This window comes from Sinorhizobium chiapasense (assembly GCF_036488675.1).
Lineage (GTDB): Bacteria > Pseudomonadota > Alphaproteobacteria > Rhizobiales > Rhizobiaceae > Sinorhizobium > Sinorhizobium chiapasense.
In genome coordinates this window covers 701,491-717,084 of the sequence record NZ_CP133148.1, presented here as the reverse complement: position 1 = coordinate 717,084, position 15,594 = coordinate 701,491, and the positions used below count along the sequence as shown (strand labels likewise).

Genomic DNA, 15,594 nt, shown 5'->3' with positions numbered 1-15,594 from the left:
GAAAAATCCGGGGGAGCGTGGCCAGCCGGAATTGCCATGGTGACAAGATTGACGGGGTGTTTTTCCGGGGATTGACGCAAAAAGGCGGCCGGGCTCTGCGGCCTCATATAGGGCCGCAAGCGCGGACAGGACGAAGGGTAAGAATGATGAAGTATATCTCGACACGGGGAGAAGCGGCGCCCCTCGGTTTTTGCGACGCCCTCCTCGCAGGGCTCGCCCGCGACGGCGGGCTCTATTTGCCGAAGGAATGGCCGACGCTCTCGAAGAAGGAAATACGGGCGCTGCGCGGCAAGTCCTATCAGGAAATCGCCTTTTCCGTGCTCGAGCCCTTCACCAACGGCGAAATCCCGGCCGCAAAATTTCGCGAGATGATCGACGAGGCCTATGCTACCTTCCGGCATCCGGCGGTCGTGCCGCTCGTCCAGGCCGGAGCGAATTCCTTCGTGCTGGAGCTCTTCCACGGCTCGACGCTGGCCTTCAAGGACGTGGCCATGCAATTGCTCGCCCGCCTGATGGATTATGTGCTTGCGGAGCGTGGCGAACGGGCGACCATCGTCGGCGCGACGTCCGGGGATACCGGTGGCGCGGCAATCGACGCTTTTGCCGGCAGGGAACGCACGGACATCTTCATTCTCTTCCCGCACGGCAAGGTCTCGCCCGTACAGCAAAGGCAGATGACGACCTCGGCGGCCGCGAACGTTCATGCGATTGCCATCAAGGGCAATTTCGACGATTGCCAAAACCTGGTCAAAGCGATGTTCAACGACGAGAGCTTCCGCGACGGCGTCAAGCTCTCGGGCGTCAACTCGATCAACTGGGCCCGCATCATGGCCCAGATCGTCTATTATTTCACGGCCGCGATCTCGCTCGGTGGCCCCGATCGGAAGATTTCCTTCACCGTCCCGACCGGCAATTTCGGCGACATCTTCGCAGGCTACGTGGCCAAGCGCATGGGCTTGCCGATCGACAAGCTGATCATCGCGACCAACGAGAACGACATCCTCGCACGCACGCTGAAGACCGGCCGATACGAAATGCGCGAGGTCAAGGCAACGACATCGCCCTCGATGGACATCCAGATCTCCTCCAACTTCGAAAGACTGTTGTTCGAGGCTTACGATCGTGACCCGGCCAAGGTGCGTGCGACAATGGCAGGCCTCAAGCAATCGGGCTCCTTCGCGATCGACGACGCTGCCTTGAAAAAAATCCGCAAGGAGTTCCGCGCGGCCCGCGCCTCGGAAAAAGAGGTGGCGAAGACGATCGGCAAGATCTTTAAGGAACGCGGCTATCTCCTTGATCCGCATACAGCAATCGGCGTGTTCGTGGCGGCCAAACACGAGAAATCCTCCGCGCCGATGGTGACGCTCGCGACGGCCCATCCGGCGAAATTCCCCGGCGCAGTAAAATCGGCAAGTGGTATTGACCCCGCGCTTCCAACGTGGCTTGCTGATCTCATGAATAGGGTGGAGCGTTTCGATATCCTGGATCCGGAGCTTAAAAACGTCGAAACCTTCATCGGCGAGCGTACCCGCGTTCGGGAGTAGGACGAGAAGAAACGTATGATGAAAGTTAAGTGCACCCAGCTCCCTTCCGGGCTGACGGTGGTGACCGAGCGGATGCCGCATCTCGAAAGCGTGGCGCTCGGCGTCTGGATCAAGTCCGGTTCGCGCAACGAAACCGTGGATGAACACGGCATAGCGCACCTGCTGGAGCACATGGCTTTCAAGGGGACCCGGCGGCGCAGCGCTCGCCAGATCGCCGAGGAGATCGAGAATGTCGGCGGCGAGCTCAACGCCGCCACGTCCACCGAAACGACCTCCTACTACGCCCGCGTTCTTAAGGATCATGTGCCGCTGGCGGTCGACATACTCGCCGACATCCTGACGGAATCGACCTTCGACGACGAGGAACTCAGGCGCGAGAAACACGTCATCCTGCAGGAAATCGGTGCCGCGGACGACACACCGGACGACGTCGTCTTCGACCGCTTCGCCGAGACGGCCTACCGCAACCAGACGGTCGGCCGCCCGATCCTCGGGACGCCGGACACCGTCATGTCGTTTTCGGCCGACCAAATTCGCCATTACCTCGGCCGCAACTACACGACCGACCGGATCTTCGTCGTGGCAGCCGGCGCGGTCGAACACGACGCCTTCGTACGCGAGGTCGAAACGCGCTTTTCCGCCCTGCCGCGTCTGCCGCATTCCTCTCCCGTTCTCGACACCGCGCGCTACACCGGCGGCGACAGCCGTGAAAGCCGCGACCTTATGGATGCGCAAGTCCTGCTCGGCTTCGAGGGGAAAGCCTATCATGCCCGCGACTTCTACTGTTCACAGATCCTTGCCAACATTCTCGGCGGCGGCATGTCTTCGCGCCTGTTCCAGGAAGTGCGCGAGCACCGGGGCCTCTGTTATTCTGTCTATGCCTTTCACTGGGGCTTCTCCGACACCGGCATTTTCGGCGTCCACGCAGCCACCGGCGGGGAGAACCTGCCGGAACTGATGCCGGTGATCGTCGACGAACTGCGCAAATCATCGATGAACATCGACCAACAGGAGATCGAGCGCGCCCGTGCGCAGATCCGCGCACAGTTGCTCATGGGACAGGAAAGCCCTGCGGCGCGCGCCGGACAGATCGCCCGCCAGATGATGCTCTACGGCCGCCCCATTCCCAATGAGGAATTGATGGAACGGCTATCCGGCATCACGATAGAGCGCTTGACCGATCTCGCTGGCCGCTTGTTCTTCGATACGGTCCCGACGCTGTCGGCGATCGGCCCGCTTGAACATCTAGCTCCCATAGGCGACATCCTGTCGTCGCTCAGCGCCAAGACCGCCGAGACGCCTGCCGTGGCGATCTGACCGGATCTGGCCGCCGCGCAACGGCTTAACCCGGCGAAACCGTAGTGTTTTTCTTGTACAACTCCTGAAAATCGGATTCGATTCGAGCGCGAAGTTGTGCAACGCTTCAGAGCGCGGCGGCGCTACCGGAAGGTTTGATCGGCAGCGCCGTGGACGGGAGGCACACGCGCCCGTTGCGCATAATTGGCTGGGACGGACGAGGAAAATACAGACGGTTTTCAGTTCGGCCCCGCCGCGATCCTGGCCCGGAGGTATATATGGCACGATCGGTTTTTCGGTTTCTGTCGCGGCAGCCCGAGTCGATCGAGATCGCCAACCGGAACTATCTGCTCCGCCTTCCTCGCTACGCCGACTATCGCCAGTGGTATCAGTTGCGCAGCGAGAGCCGCGCCTTTCTGGAGCCATGGGAGCCCAGCTGGCGTGCCGACGAAATGACCGAGGGCGCCTTTCGCAGCCGCGTCATCCGCAACGAGCAGGAATATGCCTCCGGCCAGGCTGTCCCCCTGTTCCTTTTCCACAAGCCGGACGAAAGACTGCTCGGCGGCCTCACGATCGGACATATCCGGCGGGGTGCTGCCCAGAACTGCATGATCGGCTATTGGATGGGGCAGAAATATGCGGGTCAGGGCCACATGTACGAGGCGCTGAAGCTGACGATCCCCTACATCTTTTCGGTCCTTGAGTTGCACCGTATCGAAGCAGCCTGTATTCCAGAGAATGCGCGGAGCATACGGCTCCTTGAAAAGGCCGGCTTTGAGCGTGAAGGCTATTTGAGACAGTACTTGAAGATAAACGGGCAGTGGCGGGATCATCTGATGTTTTCCCTCCTGGCCGCAGACGCCGTACCGAACAGGAATATGCCCCTTTGATGCCCCTAACCGCTAAGCCGTTCGCGCGGCCAGCCGCAAAGCTGGTGGCGTTTCTGGTCGCATTCGTCGTCTACGCCATTGGTTTTACCGGCGGCGTCGCGCATGCGCTCGAACCGGTGAAGATCTCGCGCGAGGATACGGCACTCGATCTGACGGCCACGACCGAGATCTATAGTGGAAGGGGCGAGGCGTTCCAGGTTTCGACGGCGCCCGGCACCGACGGTATCGTGCGTCGCATCGAGGTGCGATCGAGCACCGAGAATCACCAGGGCGACTGGGCGGTCTTCGCGCTCGCCAATGTCTCGGAAGAACAGCTGGAACGCGTGATCGTCGCGCCACATTTCCGGCTCGTCAACTCCAAGCTCTTCTGGCCGGACCTCGGTTCGCAGCGCATCCTGTCGATCACGCCGAGCGAAGGTTTTGCCCTCGATCGGCAGCCGAGTGACGAGGCCGACGTCTTCCGCATAACGCTCAATCCGGGGGCCGTCATCACCTTCGTCGCCGAACTTGCCACGCCGGATCTGCCGCAGATCTATCTTTGGCAGCCGGATGCCTACAAGGACACGGTCAATGCGTTCACGCTCTACCGTGGCATCGTGCTCGGGATCGCCGGTCTTCTGGCCGTATTCCTGACCATCCTCTTCGTCGTCAAGGGAACCTCGATGCTGCCGGCGACGGCTGCGCTGGCCTGGGCGGTGCTCGCCTATGTCTGCGTCGATTTCGGTTTCCTGTCGAAGCTGATCAGCGTCACCGCCGGCGACGAGCGAATATGGCGAGCGGGCACAGAGGTCTTCCTGGCGGCCGGCCTGGTCGTTTTCCTGTTCACCTATCTCAACCTCAATCGCTGGCACCAGCATCTCGGCTATGCGACGCTCGCCTGGATTCTCGGCCTGGCGCTGCTCTTCGGTGTCGCCGTCTATGACCCGGCGATCGCCTCGGGTATCGCCCGCCTCTCCTTCGCGCTGACGGCAACCGCTGGCATCGTGCTGATCGCCTATCTCGGCTTCAACCGCTACGACCGCGCCATCCTTCTCGTTCCGGCCTGGCTATTGATCCTCGTCTGGCTTTTCGGCGCTTGGCTCGCGGTTACCGGCCAGCTTGCCAACGATATCGTTCAGCCGGCGCTCGGCGGCGGCCTCGTGCTGATCGTGCTGCTGATCGGCTTCACGGTGATGCAGCATGCCTTCGCGGGCGGCGCCTATCAGCAGGGTCTTTTCTCCGATCTGGAGCGGCAGTCGCTCGCGCTTACCGGATCGGGCGACACCGTTTGGGACTGGGACGTGGCGCGCGACCGCGTCGTGACCATCCCCGACATTTCGCACCAGCTCGGTCTTTCGCTCGGAACGATGAACGGCCCCGTCCGGAACTGGGTGCCGCGCCTGCACCCGGACGACCGCGATCGCTTCCGCGCAACGCTCGACGTGCTCCTGGAGCACAGGCGCGGCCGGCTGAACCACGAATTTCGTGTACGCGCCGAAGACGGCCACTATCATTGGCTGTCGATCCGCGCGCGCCCGGTGCTCGGCGCAAACGGCGAGATCATCCGTTGTGTCGGGACCATCGTGGACATCACCGAACAGCGCAATTCGGTCGAGCGGCTGTTGCACAACGCGCTCCACGACAATCTGACCGGCCTTCCGAACAGGCAGGTGTTTCTCGACCGCTTGCAAGCAATCCTGCTGATGGCCGACGGCTCCGGCTCGGTGCGGCCGACCGTTCTTGCGATCGACATCGATCGCTACAAGCAGGTCAACGATTTGCTCGGCATCGCGGCCGGCGACAATATTCTCATCGCGTTGACGCGCCGTCTGCGCCGTCTGCTGCGCCCGCAGGACACTCTGGCACGCCTCGGCGGCGACCAGTTCGGCCTGATCCTTCTCTCCGAGCGCGATCCGGCGAAGATCGCTGACTTCGCCGATGCGGTCAGCAAGGCGATCATGGTTCCGCTCAACTACGGCAATCGCGAGATCAATCTCACTGCCTCGATCGGCCTCGTTTCCTGGCTCGACCAGGAGCAGAGCGCAGCCGGCCTTCTCGACGACGCGGGACTGGCGATGTTCCGCGCGAAGAAGGCAGGCGGCAACCGCGTCGAACCGTTCCGCCCAGCCTTCAGAACATCCGGCTCGGACCGCCTGCAACTCGAGGCGGACCTGAAGCGAGCGATCGAGCGCAAGGAACTTTCGCTGGTCTACCAGCCGATCGTCCGGCTCAACGACGCCGAAATCGCCGGCTTCGAGGCGCTGATGCGCTGGGATCATCCGAAGCGCGGCAATATATCGCCGACGGAGTTCATCCCGATCGCCGAAAATTCCGATCTGATAAATCAGCTCGGCATGTTCGCCTTCGACAAGGCGACCAGCGATCTCACCGATTGGCAGATACAGACGGGCGACCTGCCGATCTTCGTAGCGATCAATCTTTCGAGCGCACAGCTTCTGAACAACGAGCTCTATGACGACATCCGGGCGGTTCTCAACAAGAACCGCTGCGATCCGGCCAAGGTCAAGATGGAGCTGACGGAATCGCTGGTGATGGAAAACCCGGAACAGGCGCGGCTCGTCCTCGAAAAGCTCAAGGAGGCGGGTCTGCGGCTGGCGCTCGACGATTTCGGCACGGGCCACTCGTCGCTCTCCTACCTGACGCGTTTCCCCTTCGACACGATCAAGATCGACAAGGCGCTGGTCCGCGACCCGAGCGACAAGCGCGGTATCCTTTTGCGCTCCGTGATTACGATGGCCCGCGAACTCGATATGCAGGTGGTCGCCGAAGGCATCGAATCCGAAGAAGACGCGATCCAACTCGCGCAGATGGGCTGCGACTACGGCCAGAGTTTCCTCTTCGGTCCGCCGGTCGGATCGGAATCGATCCTGCGCCTGCTGAAGGAACGGTTTCCACTGATGAAGAGGGCGTAGCCGAGCGACGCAGCCTGAGTTTGCCCGAAGAGGGTCAGGCGTGGCCGGCGTCCGTTGACAGCATGGCGGAACTGACGCCCATCAGCTCAAGCGCCCGGTCATATTTCTCGTCCAAGGCGCGGTCGAATATGAGCTCCTCGCGCGCAGGGCACGTCAGCCAGCCGTTCTGGGCGATCTCGTTTTCGAGTTGACCGGGCCCCCATCCTGCATAACCAAGCAGCATCGTCGCCTTCAGTGGTCCCTCGCCGCGCGAAATGGCCCTGACGATATCGAGTGTCGCCGTCAGGCAGATGTCGTCGCTGACGGGAATGCTGGAGTCGCTCAAATAGTCGTCGGAATGCAGCACGAAGCCGCGGCCGGTCTCAACAGGACCGCCTGCCTGTATTTGGAAATCCCTTGTCGTTGCGGGCAGGCGGATCGCCTCCTCCTCGTCAAGGATCTGCAGATGCAGGAGGACATCCGGGAAGGTCAGCCGCTGGGGCCGGTTGAGGACGAAGCCCATCGCGCCGTCCTCGGAATGGGCGCAGACGAAAATGACGGTGCGGGCAAAATTGGAATCGAACATGCTCGGCATGGCGATCAGGAATTGACCGTCAAGGAAACCACGTTCGCGTGTCTTGTGCAGCACCGTTGTCGCCATAATGGACATAGCCTACCAATTCGCCACGAAATGAAAAGCGCCTCTACGTGGCGGTTGCTAAAATTTGCACGCACGACGCTCACGCGTGTCGATCAAGCGAATATGATCGCCGGCATAGGCCGGAGCGACTGGCGGCACGGGTCGAAGAACGGTAATGCTAGCCCATGACCAAGCGCCCCACGGTAGAGAAGATGGCCCAACGCGTCGCTGCGGCAAGTCTTCTGCTCTTATTTTTTCTTCCTGCCAAAGCGCATGCCGCCGCCAGCGAATGGGTGACTTCGGACGGCGGCGCCATCCGTCTCGTTGCCGCACAGCCCGAAGCGGATGGCACCATACCGGCTATTCTCGAGGTCAAGCTCAAACCCGGCTGGAAGACCTACTGGCGCGATCCGGGGGCGAGCGGAATACCGCCACAGGTTACCATCGATCCCTCCTCCGGCGTTGCTCTCGAGGGCATCGACTTCCCTGCACCGAAGACGTTCGGTCAAGGACCGGCGCGCTATGTCGGGTACGACACTCCCGTCACTTTCCCGCTGGCGCTGAAGAGGACGCGTGACGATGGCGACCTCGCCATCCGCGCTTCCGTCTTCCTGGGCATCTGCGAGGACATCTGCATCCCGGTCCAAGGCGAACTGAACCTCGTCCTGAAGAAAGGCGGGTTCGACAATCCGCTCGACGAAGCACGCATCGCCGACGCCGTGGCGGCGCTGCCGCAAGCCCCGTCGACCGATTTCAGGGTTACGGCAGCAAGGTTCGATGAAGCGGCAGGAGCGATCCGGCTCCGTCTTCAATTGCCTCCGGAAGCAAAGGCAGGTGAGCCGGATCTCTTTTTCGTCAGTCCCTCCGGCATGAGCTTCGGCAAGCCCTCTTTCGGAGCAGAAACGGGTATTCAGCGCACGGCAGATATTCCGGTAAGGTTCTCCGGCAAGGACAAGAACATCAGAGGAAGGCCGATTGCGCTCACGGTCCGCGCCGGCAGCCGCAGCATGGAAACGACCCTTGCCTTTGATTGATGGCGACCTATAGTCCCTCACGCGTTCGGTAGCGCCTACAGCGCCGCGCGTCTTATCAGACGCGCAAAGGACGCTGTAGCACTTTGAGTTGCTGCATGTTTTTATCCTTGAATCGGCTACGATTTAAGGAAACATGCAGTAGCGCACCGAACTCGCACAAATCAGGGAGACTACCGTGACTATTTCCGTCGGAGACAAGCTGCCCACCGCAACCTTCAAGGAAAAGACTGCCGACGGCCCGGTTGAGGTGACGACAGACGAGCTTTTCAAAGGCAAGCGCGTCGTTCTGTTTGCCGTGCCGGGTGCCTTCACGCCGACCTGTTCGCTCAATCACCTCCCCGGCTATCTCGAAAATCGCGACGCGATCCTGGCCCGCGGCATTGACGACATTGCCGTTGTCGCTGTCAACGACCTGCACGTCATGGGCGCCTGGGCGACTTCGTCCGGCGGCATGGGCAAGATCCATTTCCTGTCGGACTGGAACGCCGCTTTCACGAAGGCGCTTGGCATGGACATCGATCTTTCGGCCGGCACGCTCGGCATCCGCTCCAAGCGCTATTCCATGCTGGTCGAGGACGGAGTGGTCAAGGCGCTGAATGTCGAGGAGAGCCCTGGCCAGGCGACCGTTTCGGGCGCCGCCGCCATGCTGGAACAGCTTTGAAAAGCTGACATTTCGGGTCATTTGAAACGGGCCGGATGTGCCCGTTTCTTATACGGCGATATCAGGGCGGCGGTTTTTCTTGAATGGCTCCATCCCCTTGCGCGCGAGTTCATCCGCACGCTCGTTCTCGGGGTGTCCGGCATGACCCTTGACCCAGTGCCAGGTCACCTTGTGGCGGCCTCTTGCTTCATCCAGCGCCCGCCAAAGTTCACCGTTCTTCACCGGCTTCTTATCTCCGGTCTTCCAGCCGTTACGCTTCCAGCCGTGGATCCATTTTGAGATGCCGTCCATGACGTATTTGCTGTCGGTGTGAAGATCGACGTCGCAGGCCTGCTTCAGCGCGTTCAGCGCCGAGATCGCTGCAAGCAACTCCATCCGATTGTTGGTGGTCTCGGCCTCTCCACCGGACATTTCCTTCTCGACGTCGCCATAACGAAGCACTGCACCCCAGCCACCCGGGCCGGGATTTCCAGAGCATGCGCCGTCGGTAAATATGTCGACGTGCTTCATGCCGATGCCTCTTGGCGCGTGAGGCCGTATTCGGCGCTCGACAGGATGGCGCGATGGAAGCGGATCTTGGTGAGATATTCGAGCGGGTCCTTCTTCACCACGAGCGCACCGGGTGGCGTCATCAGCCAGTCGTAGAGGCGCGTCAGGAAGAAACGCAGGGCCGATCCCCGCGCGAGCAACGGCAGGGCCGCCACTTCTTCCGCCGTCAGCCTCCTCACGCTCTGGTAGCCCGACAGCAGCGCCATGCCCTTGGTGATGTTGTAGGAGCCGTTCTTCTCGAAGCACCAGGAATTCAGGCAGACCGCGACGTCATAGGCGAGGAAATCGTTGCAGGCGAAATAGAAATCGATGAGGCCGGATAGGCGATCGCCAAGGAAGAAGACATTGTCCGGGAAGAGATCCGCATGAATGACACCCTCCGGCAGGTTCTTCGGCCAGCGCGCCTCCAGATAGCTCAGCTCCGCAGCGATCTCATCCTTCAAGCCGGCCTGCACCTCATCGGCACGGGTCTCCGAGTTCTCCCAGAGCGGACGCCAGCCACCAACCGAGAGGGCGTTGGGACGCTTCAAGGGAAAATCCTGGCCGGCGACATGCATGGCCGCGAGCGCGCGGCCGACCTCGCGGCAATGCTGCGCCTCGGGCTTTCTCAACCACATGCCTTCAAGAAAGGAGATCACGGCGGCCGGACGGCCGGATAGCTCTCCCAGAAGCTCGCCGTCCGCGCGCGGCAGCGGCAGCGGGCAGGACAGTCCCCTTTCGGCCAGATGGTGCATCAGGCCCAGGAAGAACGGCAGATCGTCCGCATTCACACGCTTCTCGTAAAGCGTGAGGATATAGGAGCCCTTGGTCGTGTGGAGAAGGAAGTTCGAGTTTTCGACTCCTTCCGCAATGCCCTTGTAGGAAGTCAGGGCACCCACGTCATAGGCTGCCAGAAAACGGATCAGATCGTCTTCCGTGATGTCGGTATAAACTGCCAAGGTTCGCCACTTTCAGAAACGCAAGTCGAGTATTTGGAGCAGGCCGCGGGCGGGAGACCGCGCCGATTTTATTCGCCGTTGACGAAGGCCATGTCGGCAGCGGTCAATTCGACATGGCGGATCTCCCGGTTGACGAGGAAGTTCTCGTTTTCCTCAACCGTATCGGCAAGCTCTACCGCCGCATCGTAACGTTCGCGGAACGCCTCGATGATTTCGTTGACGATGACTTCCGGCGCAGACGCGCCGGCCGACAGGCCGACCGTAGAGATGTCCCCGATCGCTTCCCAGTCGATCTCCGACGCGCGCTGGACCAGAATTGATTTCTTTGCCCCAGCCCTCAGCGCCACTTCGACGAGGCGCTTGGAATTGGATGAATTCGGCGCGCCGACGATCAGGAACAGGTCGCATCCGGGCGCCGCCTGCTTTACCGCTTCCTGGCGGTTCGTGGTCGCGTAGCAGATCGAATCGGCCGCCGGCGCAGTCAGATTCGGGAAGCGTTCGTGCAGACGCTTGATGACACCGGCGGTGTCGTCGACCGACAACGTCGTCTGGGTGACGAATCCGAGATTATCGGGGTCCGGCGGCATGTAGACGTCCGCGTCTTCGACAGTCTCGACAAGCGACACGGCGCCCTCCGGCAATTGCCCCATCGTGCCGATGACCTCGGGGTGTCCGGCATGGCCGATCAGCACGACATGGCGTCCCAGCCGATGGTGGCGCATCGCCTGCTTGTGCACCTTCGACACCAGCGGACAGGTGGCGTCGAGATAGAAGAGATTGCGCGCATCCGCATCCGCCGGCACGGACTTTGGAACGCCATGCGCCGAAAAGACGACCGGCTGCTTGCGATGCTCGGGCGGTATCTCGTCCAGCTCCTCGACGAAGATCGCACCCTTGGCCTCAAGCCCCTCGACGACATATCGGTTGTGAACGATCTCGTGGCGGACGTAGACCGGCGCGCCGAACTCCTTCAACGCCAAAACGACGATCTGGATCGCCCGATCAACGCCGGCGCAGAAGCCGCGCGGGCCGCAGAGGCGAATGGTAACCGGAGATTTTGCTGCCGCGGTTGAGGCCATGAGTCACTGAACGGTAAAACAAACAAGGGCGAACATAGCCGGGCTAACCCGGCCATGCGCCATATATAGCGGCAACGGCAAAGCACACAAGGAAGAACACCATCACCCGGGCAAATGCCGTGCCGGGTTTGGATCACATGACTGACCCCGGATCAGACGTCCGAAGCCGCCTCAGTAAGTTGCCGCCTGCGGCGATACAAGTAAACGCCACTCACAGCCACCAGTGCGACCGCAAGGCCGTACCATGTGAGAGCATATTGCAAGTGGTTGTTCGGCAGGTCGAATTGCGTGACGCCGCCAATCGGCAGGCCGCCGGGATTTGCTGAGGCATCCGCGTCCACGAAGAAAGAAACCACCCGATCGGTCGGAATGCGGGCCGCGCCCGCCATCGCGTCGAGGTCCTTCCAGTAGAAAATGTTCTTGGCGATGTCGTTGTCGGGTACGAGAGAGGAAGGCTTTTCCAAAAGTCTCGGGCGGGCAAGCCCGTTCACGGTCACCGTTCCGGCGACCTGCCCTTCGGGACGAGTCGATGCGTCCTTCTTCTCGAAGGGCACGAAGCCGCGGTTGACGAAAAGGGCGCGGCCATCCCCGAGTATCAGCGGCGTGAAGACATAGTAGCCGGTACGGCCTTCATGGGTGGCGAAGAAATGGCGCTCCTTGCCGTGATCGTAAGTGCCCGACACCTGGACAGTGCGGTAGTCGATGTCGTCACCCGCGGCAGCCATCGCCTCGATTTCCTCGAGCGAGACCGGCGGCGCGGTACGCCGGTCGGCGATCGCGGTCAGCAGTGCCTCCTTCCACTGAAGCCGCTGCATCTGCCATGTGCCGAGCGACACAAGCACGCCAAGGGCCGCAATCACAAGGAAAAAGCCGGCGAACTTGCCGAGGCGGCCGCGCCCTGCCGGCTTGCGCTCCTCAACCACGATCGATCTCACCCGGACGCGCGCTGTTGCGGTATTGCAGATTGATCAGGACGCCCTTCAGCATCCGCGTCAGAGCAAGGCTGAGGACCGTTGCGAGCGGTATCCAGAGCAGGAAATGCAGCCACAGAGGCGGGTTGATGTTGACCTCCATCCACAGCGCCGCGCCGACGACGACGAAGCCGACGATCAGGATGACGAAGACAACAGGTCCGTCGCCGGAATCGGCGAAGCGATAGTCGAGTTCGCAAGTGCTACATGCCGGGCGCAGTTTCAGGAACCCGTCGAAAAGCTGACCTTGGCCGCAGCGCGGGCAGTGCCCCTTGATGCCGGCCAAGATCGGATCGACCGGCGGATAGAGCGCCTTGTCGTCAGTCATTGCTCAACCTCCAAATGCAAGGAGCGGCCGCATTTCCGCAGGCCGCCCCGAATTCAGTGCACCTTCGCCGGCCAATTAGCCGTGGGCGACCGGCGCACCCCAGCTGCCCCAGATATAGATGGAGAAGAAGAGGAACAGCCAGACCACGTCGACGAAGTGCCAGTACCAGGCAGCCGCCTCGAGACCGAAATGCTGCTTCGGGGTAAAATCACCACGTATCGCCCGCAACAGGCAGACCAGCAGGAAGATCGTGCCGATCAGAACGTGGAAACCGTGGAAGCCGGTCGCCATGAAGAAGGTTGCGCCATAGATCGAGTCCCGGAAGGCGAACGGCGCGTGCGCATATTCGTAGGCCTGTACGCTGGAGAACAGGACGCCGAGCAGAACCGTCAGCGTCAGGCCGTGGACCAGACCCCTGCGGTCATTGTGCAGCAGCGCGTGGTGTGCCCAGGTAACGGTGGTGCCGGACAGCAGCAGAATGACGGTGTTGTAGAGCGGCAGGTGCCAGGGGTCGAGGACCTCGATGCCCTTAGGCGGCCAGACGCCGCCGGTGTAGGTCGTGCGCGCGGCCTGGATCGCTTCGCCCGCAAAGAGGCTCGCATCGAAGAAGGCCCAGAACCAGGCTACGAAGAACATCACCTCCGAGGCGATGAACATGATCATGCCATAGCGCAGGTGCAACGATACGACGCGGGTGTGATGCCCCTCGTGCGCTTCCTTGATCGTGTCCGACCACCAGCCGAACATGGTGTAGAGCACGAGCGCCAGGCCGATGAAGAAGACCCAGGGATTGGCAAGCTCAGCTCCGAACAGCTTGAACGAACCACCGGCCACGAAGCGCATGAAGCCAACGCCGCCCAAAGCCATGACGAAGGCGCCGATGGAGGCGAGCAGCGGCCACGGGCTTGGGTCTATGATGTGGTAGTCGTGATTCTTCTGATGCGCATCGGCCATGTCAGTAATCCCCGATATGTCTCTCTTGTCGCCCGTCCGGCATATCCGAAACGGGGCCTCTGTCAAAGTTTGTTCTGAGCTTCCCCTGTCTTAGCCTTCACTTCCGCGAGCGGCTTGGACGGCTCGCGGGGGTAGAAGGTGTAGGACAGCGTAAGTGTCTTGATGCCCTTGGTCTCGACCGTCTTGACGATCTCCGGGTCGACGAAGAAGACGACCGGCATCTCCATCTCTTCGCCCGGCTGAAGCGTTGTTTCCGTGAAGCAGAAGCATTGCACCTTGTTGAAATAGGCGCCTGCCGCCATCGGCGTCACGTTGAAGGTCGCCTGCCCGGTCGTCGGCTTCGACGACAGATTTTTCGCCCGATAGCTGACCTGAACGGTCTCGCCGATCCTGACGTCGATGTCGCGCTGGACGGGCTTGAATTCCCACGGCAGGCGCGACGTGTTGGCGTCGAAGGTGACCTTGACCTTCTCGTCGAGGATGACGTCCGAGGCCTGCTCGACCCGCTGCGTCGTGCCGTTATAGCCCGTCACCCGGCAGAACATGTCGTAGAGCGGCACTGCGGCATAGGCCATGCCCACCATGCCTGCCACGAAGGCAATGCAGGTGCCGACGATCACGCCGTTTGCGCGCTCTTTCCGGGTCGGTTGCGGGGTGTTGGTCATGCGCGGCGTTCTCAATGGACCATGCCGTTGCCGAACTTTATCAGCGTGACGACGTAGAAAAGGGCAACGAGGCCGGCGAGCGCGAGACCAAGAGCGATGTTGCGGCTGCGCCGCGACTTGCGCTGTGCCTCACTGAGTTTGACGGTTTCCATCAGGCGATACCTCCGGCGTTGAGCCAGATCTGCGCGATCACGTAGTCGACCACCAGGGCCGAGAAGATCGCGAAAAGATAGGCAATCGAAAAGGCGAAGAGCTTCTTGGCCGGAACCATTTTCTCGTCTCCCTCCGGCATACGCAGGACTCCGATGGAATACCAAACGAAGCCCACGCCCATGACAGTGGCGAACGCCCCATAGCCAAGGCTGGCAAAGCCGAGGAAGGTGGGACAGATGCCAATGAGAGCGGTCAAGACGGCGTAGATGACGATCTGCTTTTTCGTCGTCGCCTCGCCGCAGACATTGGGCATCATCGGCACGCCGACGGCGCCGTACTCACGCATCTTGAACAGGGCCAGCGCCCAGAAATGGGCCGGTGTCCAGAGGAAGGTGATGAGAAAAAGCACGATGCTTTCGATCGACACACCGCCGGTAACACAAGCCCAACCGATCATCGGCGGGAAAGCTCCTGCGGCACCCCCGATAACGATGTTCTGCGGCGTCGAGCGCTTTAGCCACATGGTGTAGATCACGGCGTAGAAGAAAATCGTGAAGGCGAGCAACCCGGCTGCGAGCCAATTGACGGCGAGCCCGAGGATGATCACGGAAAACGCCGATAACGTCAGCCCGAAGGCGAGTGCCTCCTCAGGCAGGATCTTGCCGGCGGGGATCGGACGCTTGGCCGTGCGGCTCATCACGGCGTCGATATCGGCGTCGTACCACATGTTCAGCGCACCGGAGGCACCGGCGCCGACGGCAATGCACAGGATGGCGATGAAACCGATAAACGGATTAATTTGTCCTGGCGCAAGGACGAGCCCGGCGAAGGCGGTAAAGACGACAAGAGACATGACGCGCGGCTTCAGGAGCTCAAAATAATCGCGCGCAGAGGCCTCGGACAGGCGCGGTGCGCCTTCCATGCCGACTGCTTCGTGATTGTCGATGAGCGTCATGTCTCGTCCTTGAAATTGCTGCGGCAATGGCAGCCGCATTCTGCCG

The 15,594-nt window shown here is 61.3% G+C and carries 16 protein-coding genes; 6 read left to right on the top strand and 10 right to left on the bottom strand.

The features are described 5' to 3' along the window. The first annotated feature begins 143 nt into the window (after positions 1 to 143). The 4 genes from thrC (at position 144) to RB548_RS03285 (ending at position 6,642) form a co-directional block, all read left to right on the top strand. Entirely contained in the window at positions 144 to 1,544 is a 1,401-nt protein-coding gene (gene thrC, locus RB548_RS03300; protein WP_331373628.1) for a threonine synthase, read from the top strand. A 15-nt stretch (positions 1,545 to 1,559) separates the two neighbouring features. Continuing rightward, complete coding sequence (locus tag RB548_RS03295) at positions 1,560 to 2,861, top strand: M16 family metallopeptidase (RefSeq protein WP_331373627.1); 1,302 nt, start codon at positions 1,560 to 1,562, stop codon at positions 2,859 to 2,861. 257 nt (positions 2,862 to 3,118) lie between these two features. Next, positions 3,119 to 3,730, top strand: coding sequence for a GNAT family N-acetyltransferase (locus tag RB548_RS03290; RefSeq protein ID WP_331373626.1), 612 nt, complete (start codon positions 3,119 to 3,121; stop codon positions 3,728 to 3,730). Further along, the gene (locus RB548_RS03285) at positions 3,730 to 6,642 is read left to right on the top strand and encodes an EAL domain-containing protein (RefSeq protein WP_331373625.1); all 2,913 of its coding nucleotides are present in this window, start codon (positions 3,730 to 3,732) and stop codon (positions 6,640 to 6,642) included. The genes RB548_RS03290 and RB548_RS03285 overlap by 1 nt, the downstream gene beginning before the upstream one ends. Positions 6,643 to 6,676: 34 nt before the next feature. Here RB548_RS03285 and RB548_RS03280 read toward each other — a convergent pair whose 3' ends face one another. Beyond that, positions 6,677 to 7,282: a YqgE/AlgH family protein gene (locus RB548_RS03280; protein WP_331373624.1), complete on the bottom strand. Its 606-nt coding sequence runs from the start codon at positions 7,280 to 7,282 to the stop codon at positions 6,677 to 6,679. A gap of 164 nt (positions 7,283 to 7,446) precedes the next feature. On the opposite strand from RB548_RS03280, the gene RB548_RS03275 reads away from it, so the two are divergent. Then, the gene (locus tag RB548_RS03275; RefSeq protein ID WP_331373623.1) at positions 7,447 to 8,295 is read left to right on the top strand and encodes a protein-disulfide reductase DsbD domain-containing protein; all 849 of its coding nucleotides are present in this window, start codon (positions 7,447 to 7,449) and stop codon (positions 8,293 to 8,295) included. Positions 8,296 to 8,470: 175 nt separating this feature from the next. Further along, positions 8,471 to 8,956 (top strand): peroxiredoxin, encoded by a 486-nt coding sequence (locus tag RB548_RS03270; RefSeq protein WP_331373622.1) that lies wholly within the window; start codon positions 8,471 to 8,473, stop codon positions 8,954 to 8,956. 48 nt (positions 8,957 to 9,004) lie between these two features. On the opposite strand, the gene rnhA is transcribed toward RB548_RS03270, so the two are convergent. The 9 genes from rnhA to RB548_RS03225 all read right to left on the bottom strand — a co-directional run bounded on the left by rnhA (position 9,005) and on the right by RB548_RS03225 (position 15,548). Beyond that, positions 9,005 to 9,466 (bottom strand): ribonuclease HI, encoded by a 462-nt coding sequence (gene rnhA, locus RB548_RS03265; RefSeq protein ID WP_331373621.1) that lies wholly within the window; start codon positions 9,464 to 9,466, stop codon positions 9,005 to 9,007. After that, on the bottom strand, positions 9,463 to 10,443 hold the full coding sequence (locus RB548_RS03260) for a homoserine kinase (protein WP_331373620.1): 981 nt from the start codon (positions 10,441 to 10,443) through the stop codon (positions 9,463 to 9,465). Before RB548_RS03260 ends, rnhA begins: the two co-directional genes overlap by 4 nt. A 68-nt stretch (positions 10,444 to 10,511) precedes the next feature. Then, positions 10,512 to 11,522 carry a 4-hydroxy-3-methylbut-2-enyl diphosphate reductase gene (gene ispH / locus RB548_RS03255; RefSeq protein WP_331373619.1) on the bottom strand — a complete coding sequence of 337 codons (1,011 nt, stop codon included), beginning with the start codon at positions 11,520 to 11,522 and terminating at the stop codon, positions 10,512 to 10,514. Between the two features lie 152 nt (positions 11,523 to 11,674). Continuing rightward, positions 11,675 to 12,445 (bottom strand): SURF1 family protein, encoded by a 771-nt coding sequence (locus RB548_RS03250; protein WP_331373618.1) that lies wholly within the window; start codon positions 12,443 to 12,445, stop codon positions 11,675 to 11,677. Further along, positions 12,438 to 12,821 carry a DUF983 domain-containing protein gene (locus tag RB548_RS03245; RefSeq protein ID WP_331373617.1) on the bottom strand — a complete coding sequence of 128 codons (384 nt, stop codon included), beginning with the start codon at positions 12,819 to 12,821 and terminating at the stop codon, positions 12,438 to 12,440. Before RB548_RS03245 ends, RB548_RS03250 begins: the two co-directional genes overlap by 8 nt. 75 nt (positions 12,822 to 12,896) lie before the next feature. Further along, positions 12,897 to 13,775 (bottom strand): cytochrome c oxidase subunit 3, encoded by an 879-nt coding sequence (locus RB548_RS03240; protein ID WP_331373616.1) that lies wholly within the window; start codon positions 13,773 to 13,775, stop codon positions 12,897 to 12,899. A 62-nt stretch (positions 13,776 to 13,837) separates the two neighbouring features. After that, positions 13,838 to 14,440 (bottom strand): cytochrome c oxidase assembly protein, encoded by a 603-nt coding sequence (locus tag RB548_RS03235; RefSeq protein WP_331373615.1) that lies wholly within the window; start codon positions 14,438 to 14,440, stop codon positions 13,838 to 13,840. An 11-nt stretch (positions 14,441 to 14,451) separates the two neighbouring features. Continuing rightward, the gene (locus tag RB548_RS03230) at positions 14,452 to 14,592 is read right to left on the bottom strand and encodes a hypothetical protein (protein WP_331373614.1); all 141 of its coding nucleotides are present in this window, start codon (positions 14,590 to 14,592) and stop codon (positions 14,452 to 14,454) included. Beyond that, a complete protein-coding gene (locus RB548_RS03225; RefSeq protein WP_331373613.1) occupies positions 14,592 to 15,548 on the bottom strand; it encodes a heme o synthase in 957 nt (318 codons plus the stop codon). The genes RB548_RS03230 and RB548_RS03225 overlap by 1 nt, the downstream gene beginning before the upstream one ends. Positions 15,549 to 15,594: the final 46 nt, after the last annotated feature.

Coding starts and splice junctions, on each gene's coding strand:
- rnhA (WP_331373621.1), bottom strand. CDS start 9,466: ATGAAGCACGTCGACATATTTACCGACGGCGCATGCTCTGGAAATCCC.
- RB548_RS03280 (WP_331373624.1), bottom strand. CDS start 7,282: ATGGCGACAACGGTGCTGCACAAGACACGCGAACGTGGTTTCCTTGAC.
- ispH (WP_331373619.1), bottom strand. CDS start 11,522: ATGGCCTCAACCGCGGCAGCAAAATCTCCGGTTACCATTCGCCTCTGC.
- RB548_RS03230 (WP_331373614.1), bottom strand. CDS start 14,592: ATGGAAACCGTCAAACTCAGTGAGGCACAGCGCAAGTCGCGGCGCAGC.
- RB548_RS03225 (WP_331373613.1), bottom strand. CDS start 15,548: ATGACGCTCATCGACAATCACGAAGCAGTCGGCATGGAAGGCGCACCG.
- RB548_RS03285 (WP_331373625.1), top strand. CDS start 3,730: ATGCCCCTAACCGCTAAGCCGTTCGCGCGGCCAGCCGCAAAGCTGGTG.
- RB548_RS03245 (WP_331373617.1), bottom strand. CDS start 12,821: ATGACTGACGACAAGGCGCTCTATCCGCCGGTCGATCCGATCTTGGCC.
- RB548_RS03235 (WP_331373615.1), bottom strand. CDS start 14,440: ATGACCAACACCCCGCAACCGACCCGGAAAGAGCGCGCAAACGGCGTG.
- thrC (WP_331373628.1), top strand. CDS start 144: ATGATGAAGTATATCTCGACACGGGGAGAAGCGGCGCCCCTCGGTTTT.
- RB548_RS03290 (WP_331373626.1), top strand. CDS start 3,119: ATGGCACGATCGGTTTTTCGGTTTCTGTCGCGGCAGCCCGAGTCGATC.
- RB548_RS03295 (WP_331373627.1), top strand. CDS start 1,560: ATGATGAAAGTTAAGTGCACCCAGCTCCCTTCCGGGCTGACGGTGGTG.
- RB548_RS03275 (WP_331373623.1), top strand. CDS start 7,447: ATGACCAAGCGCCCCACGGTAGAGAAGATGGCCCAACGCGTCGCTGCG.
- RB548_RS03240 (WP_331373616.1), bottom strand. CDS start 13,775: ATGGCCGATGCGCATCAGAAGAATCACGACTACCACATCATAGACCCA.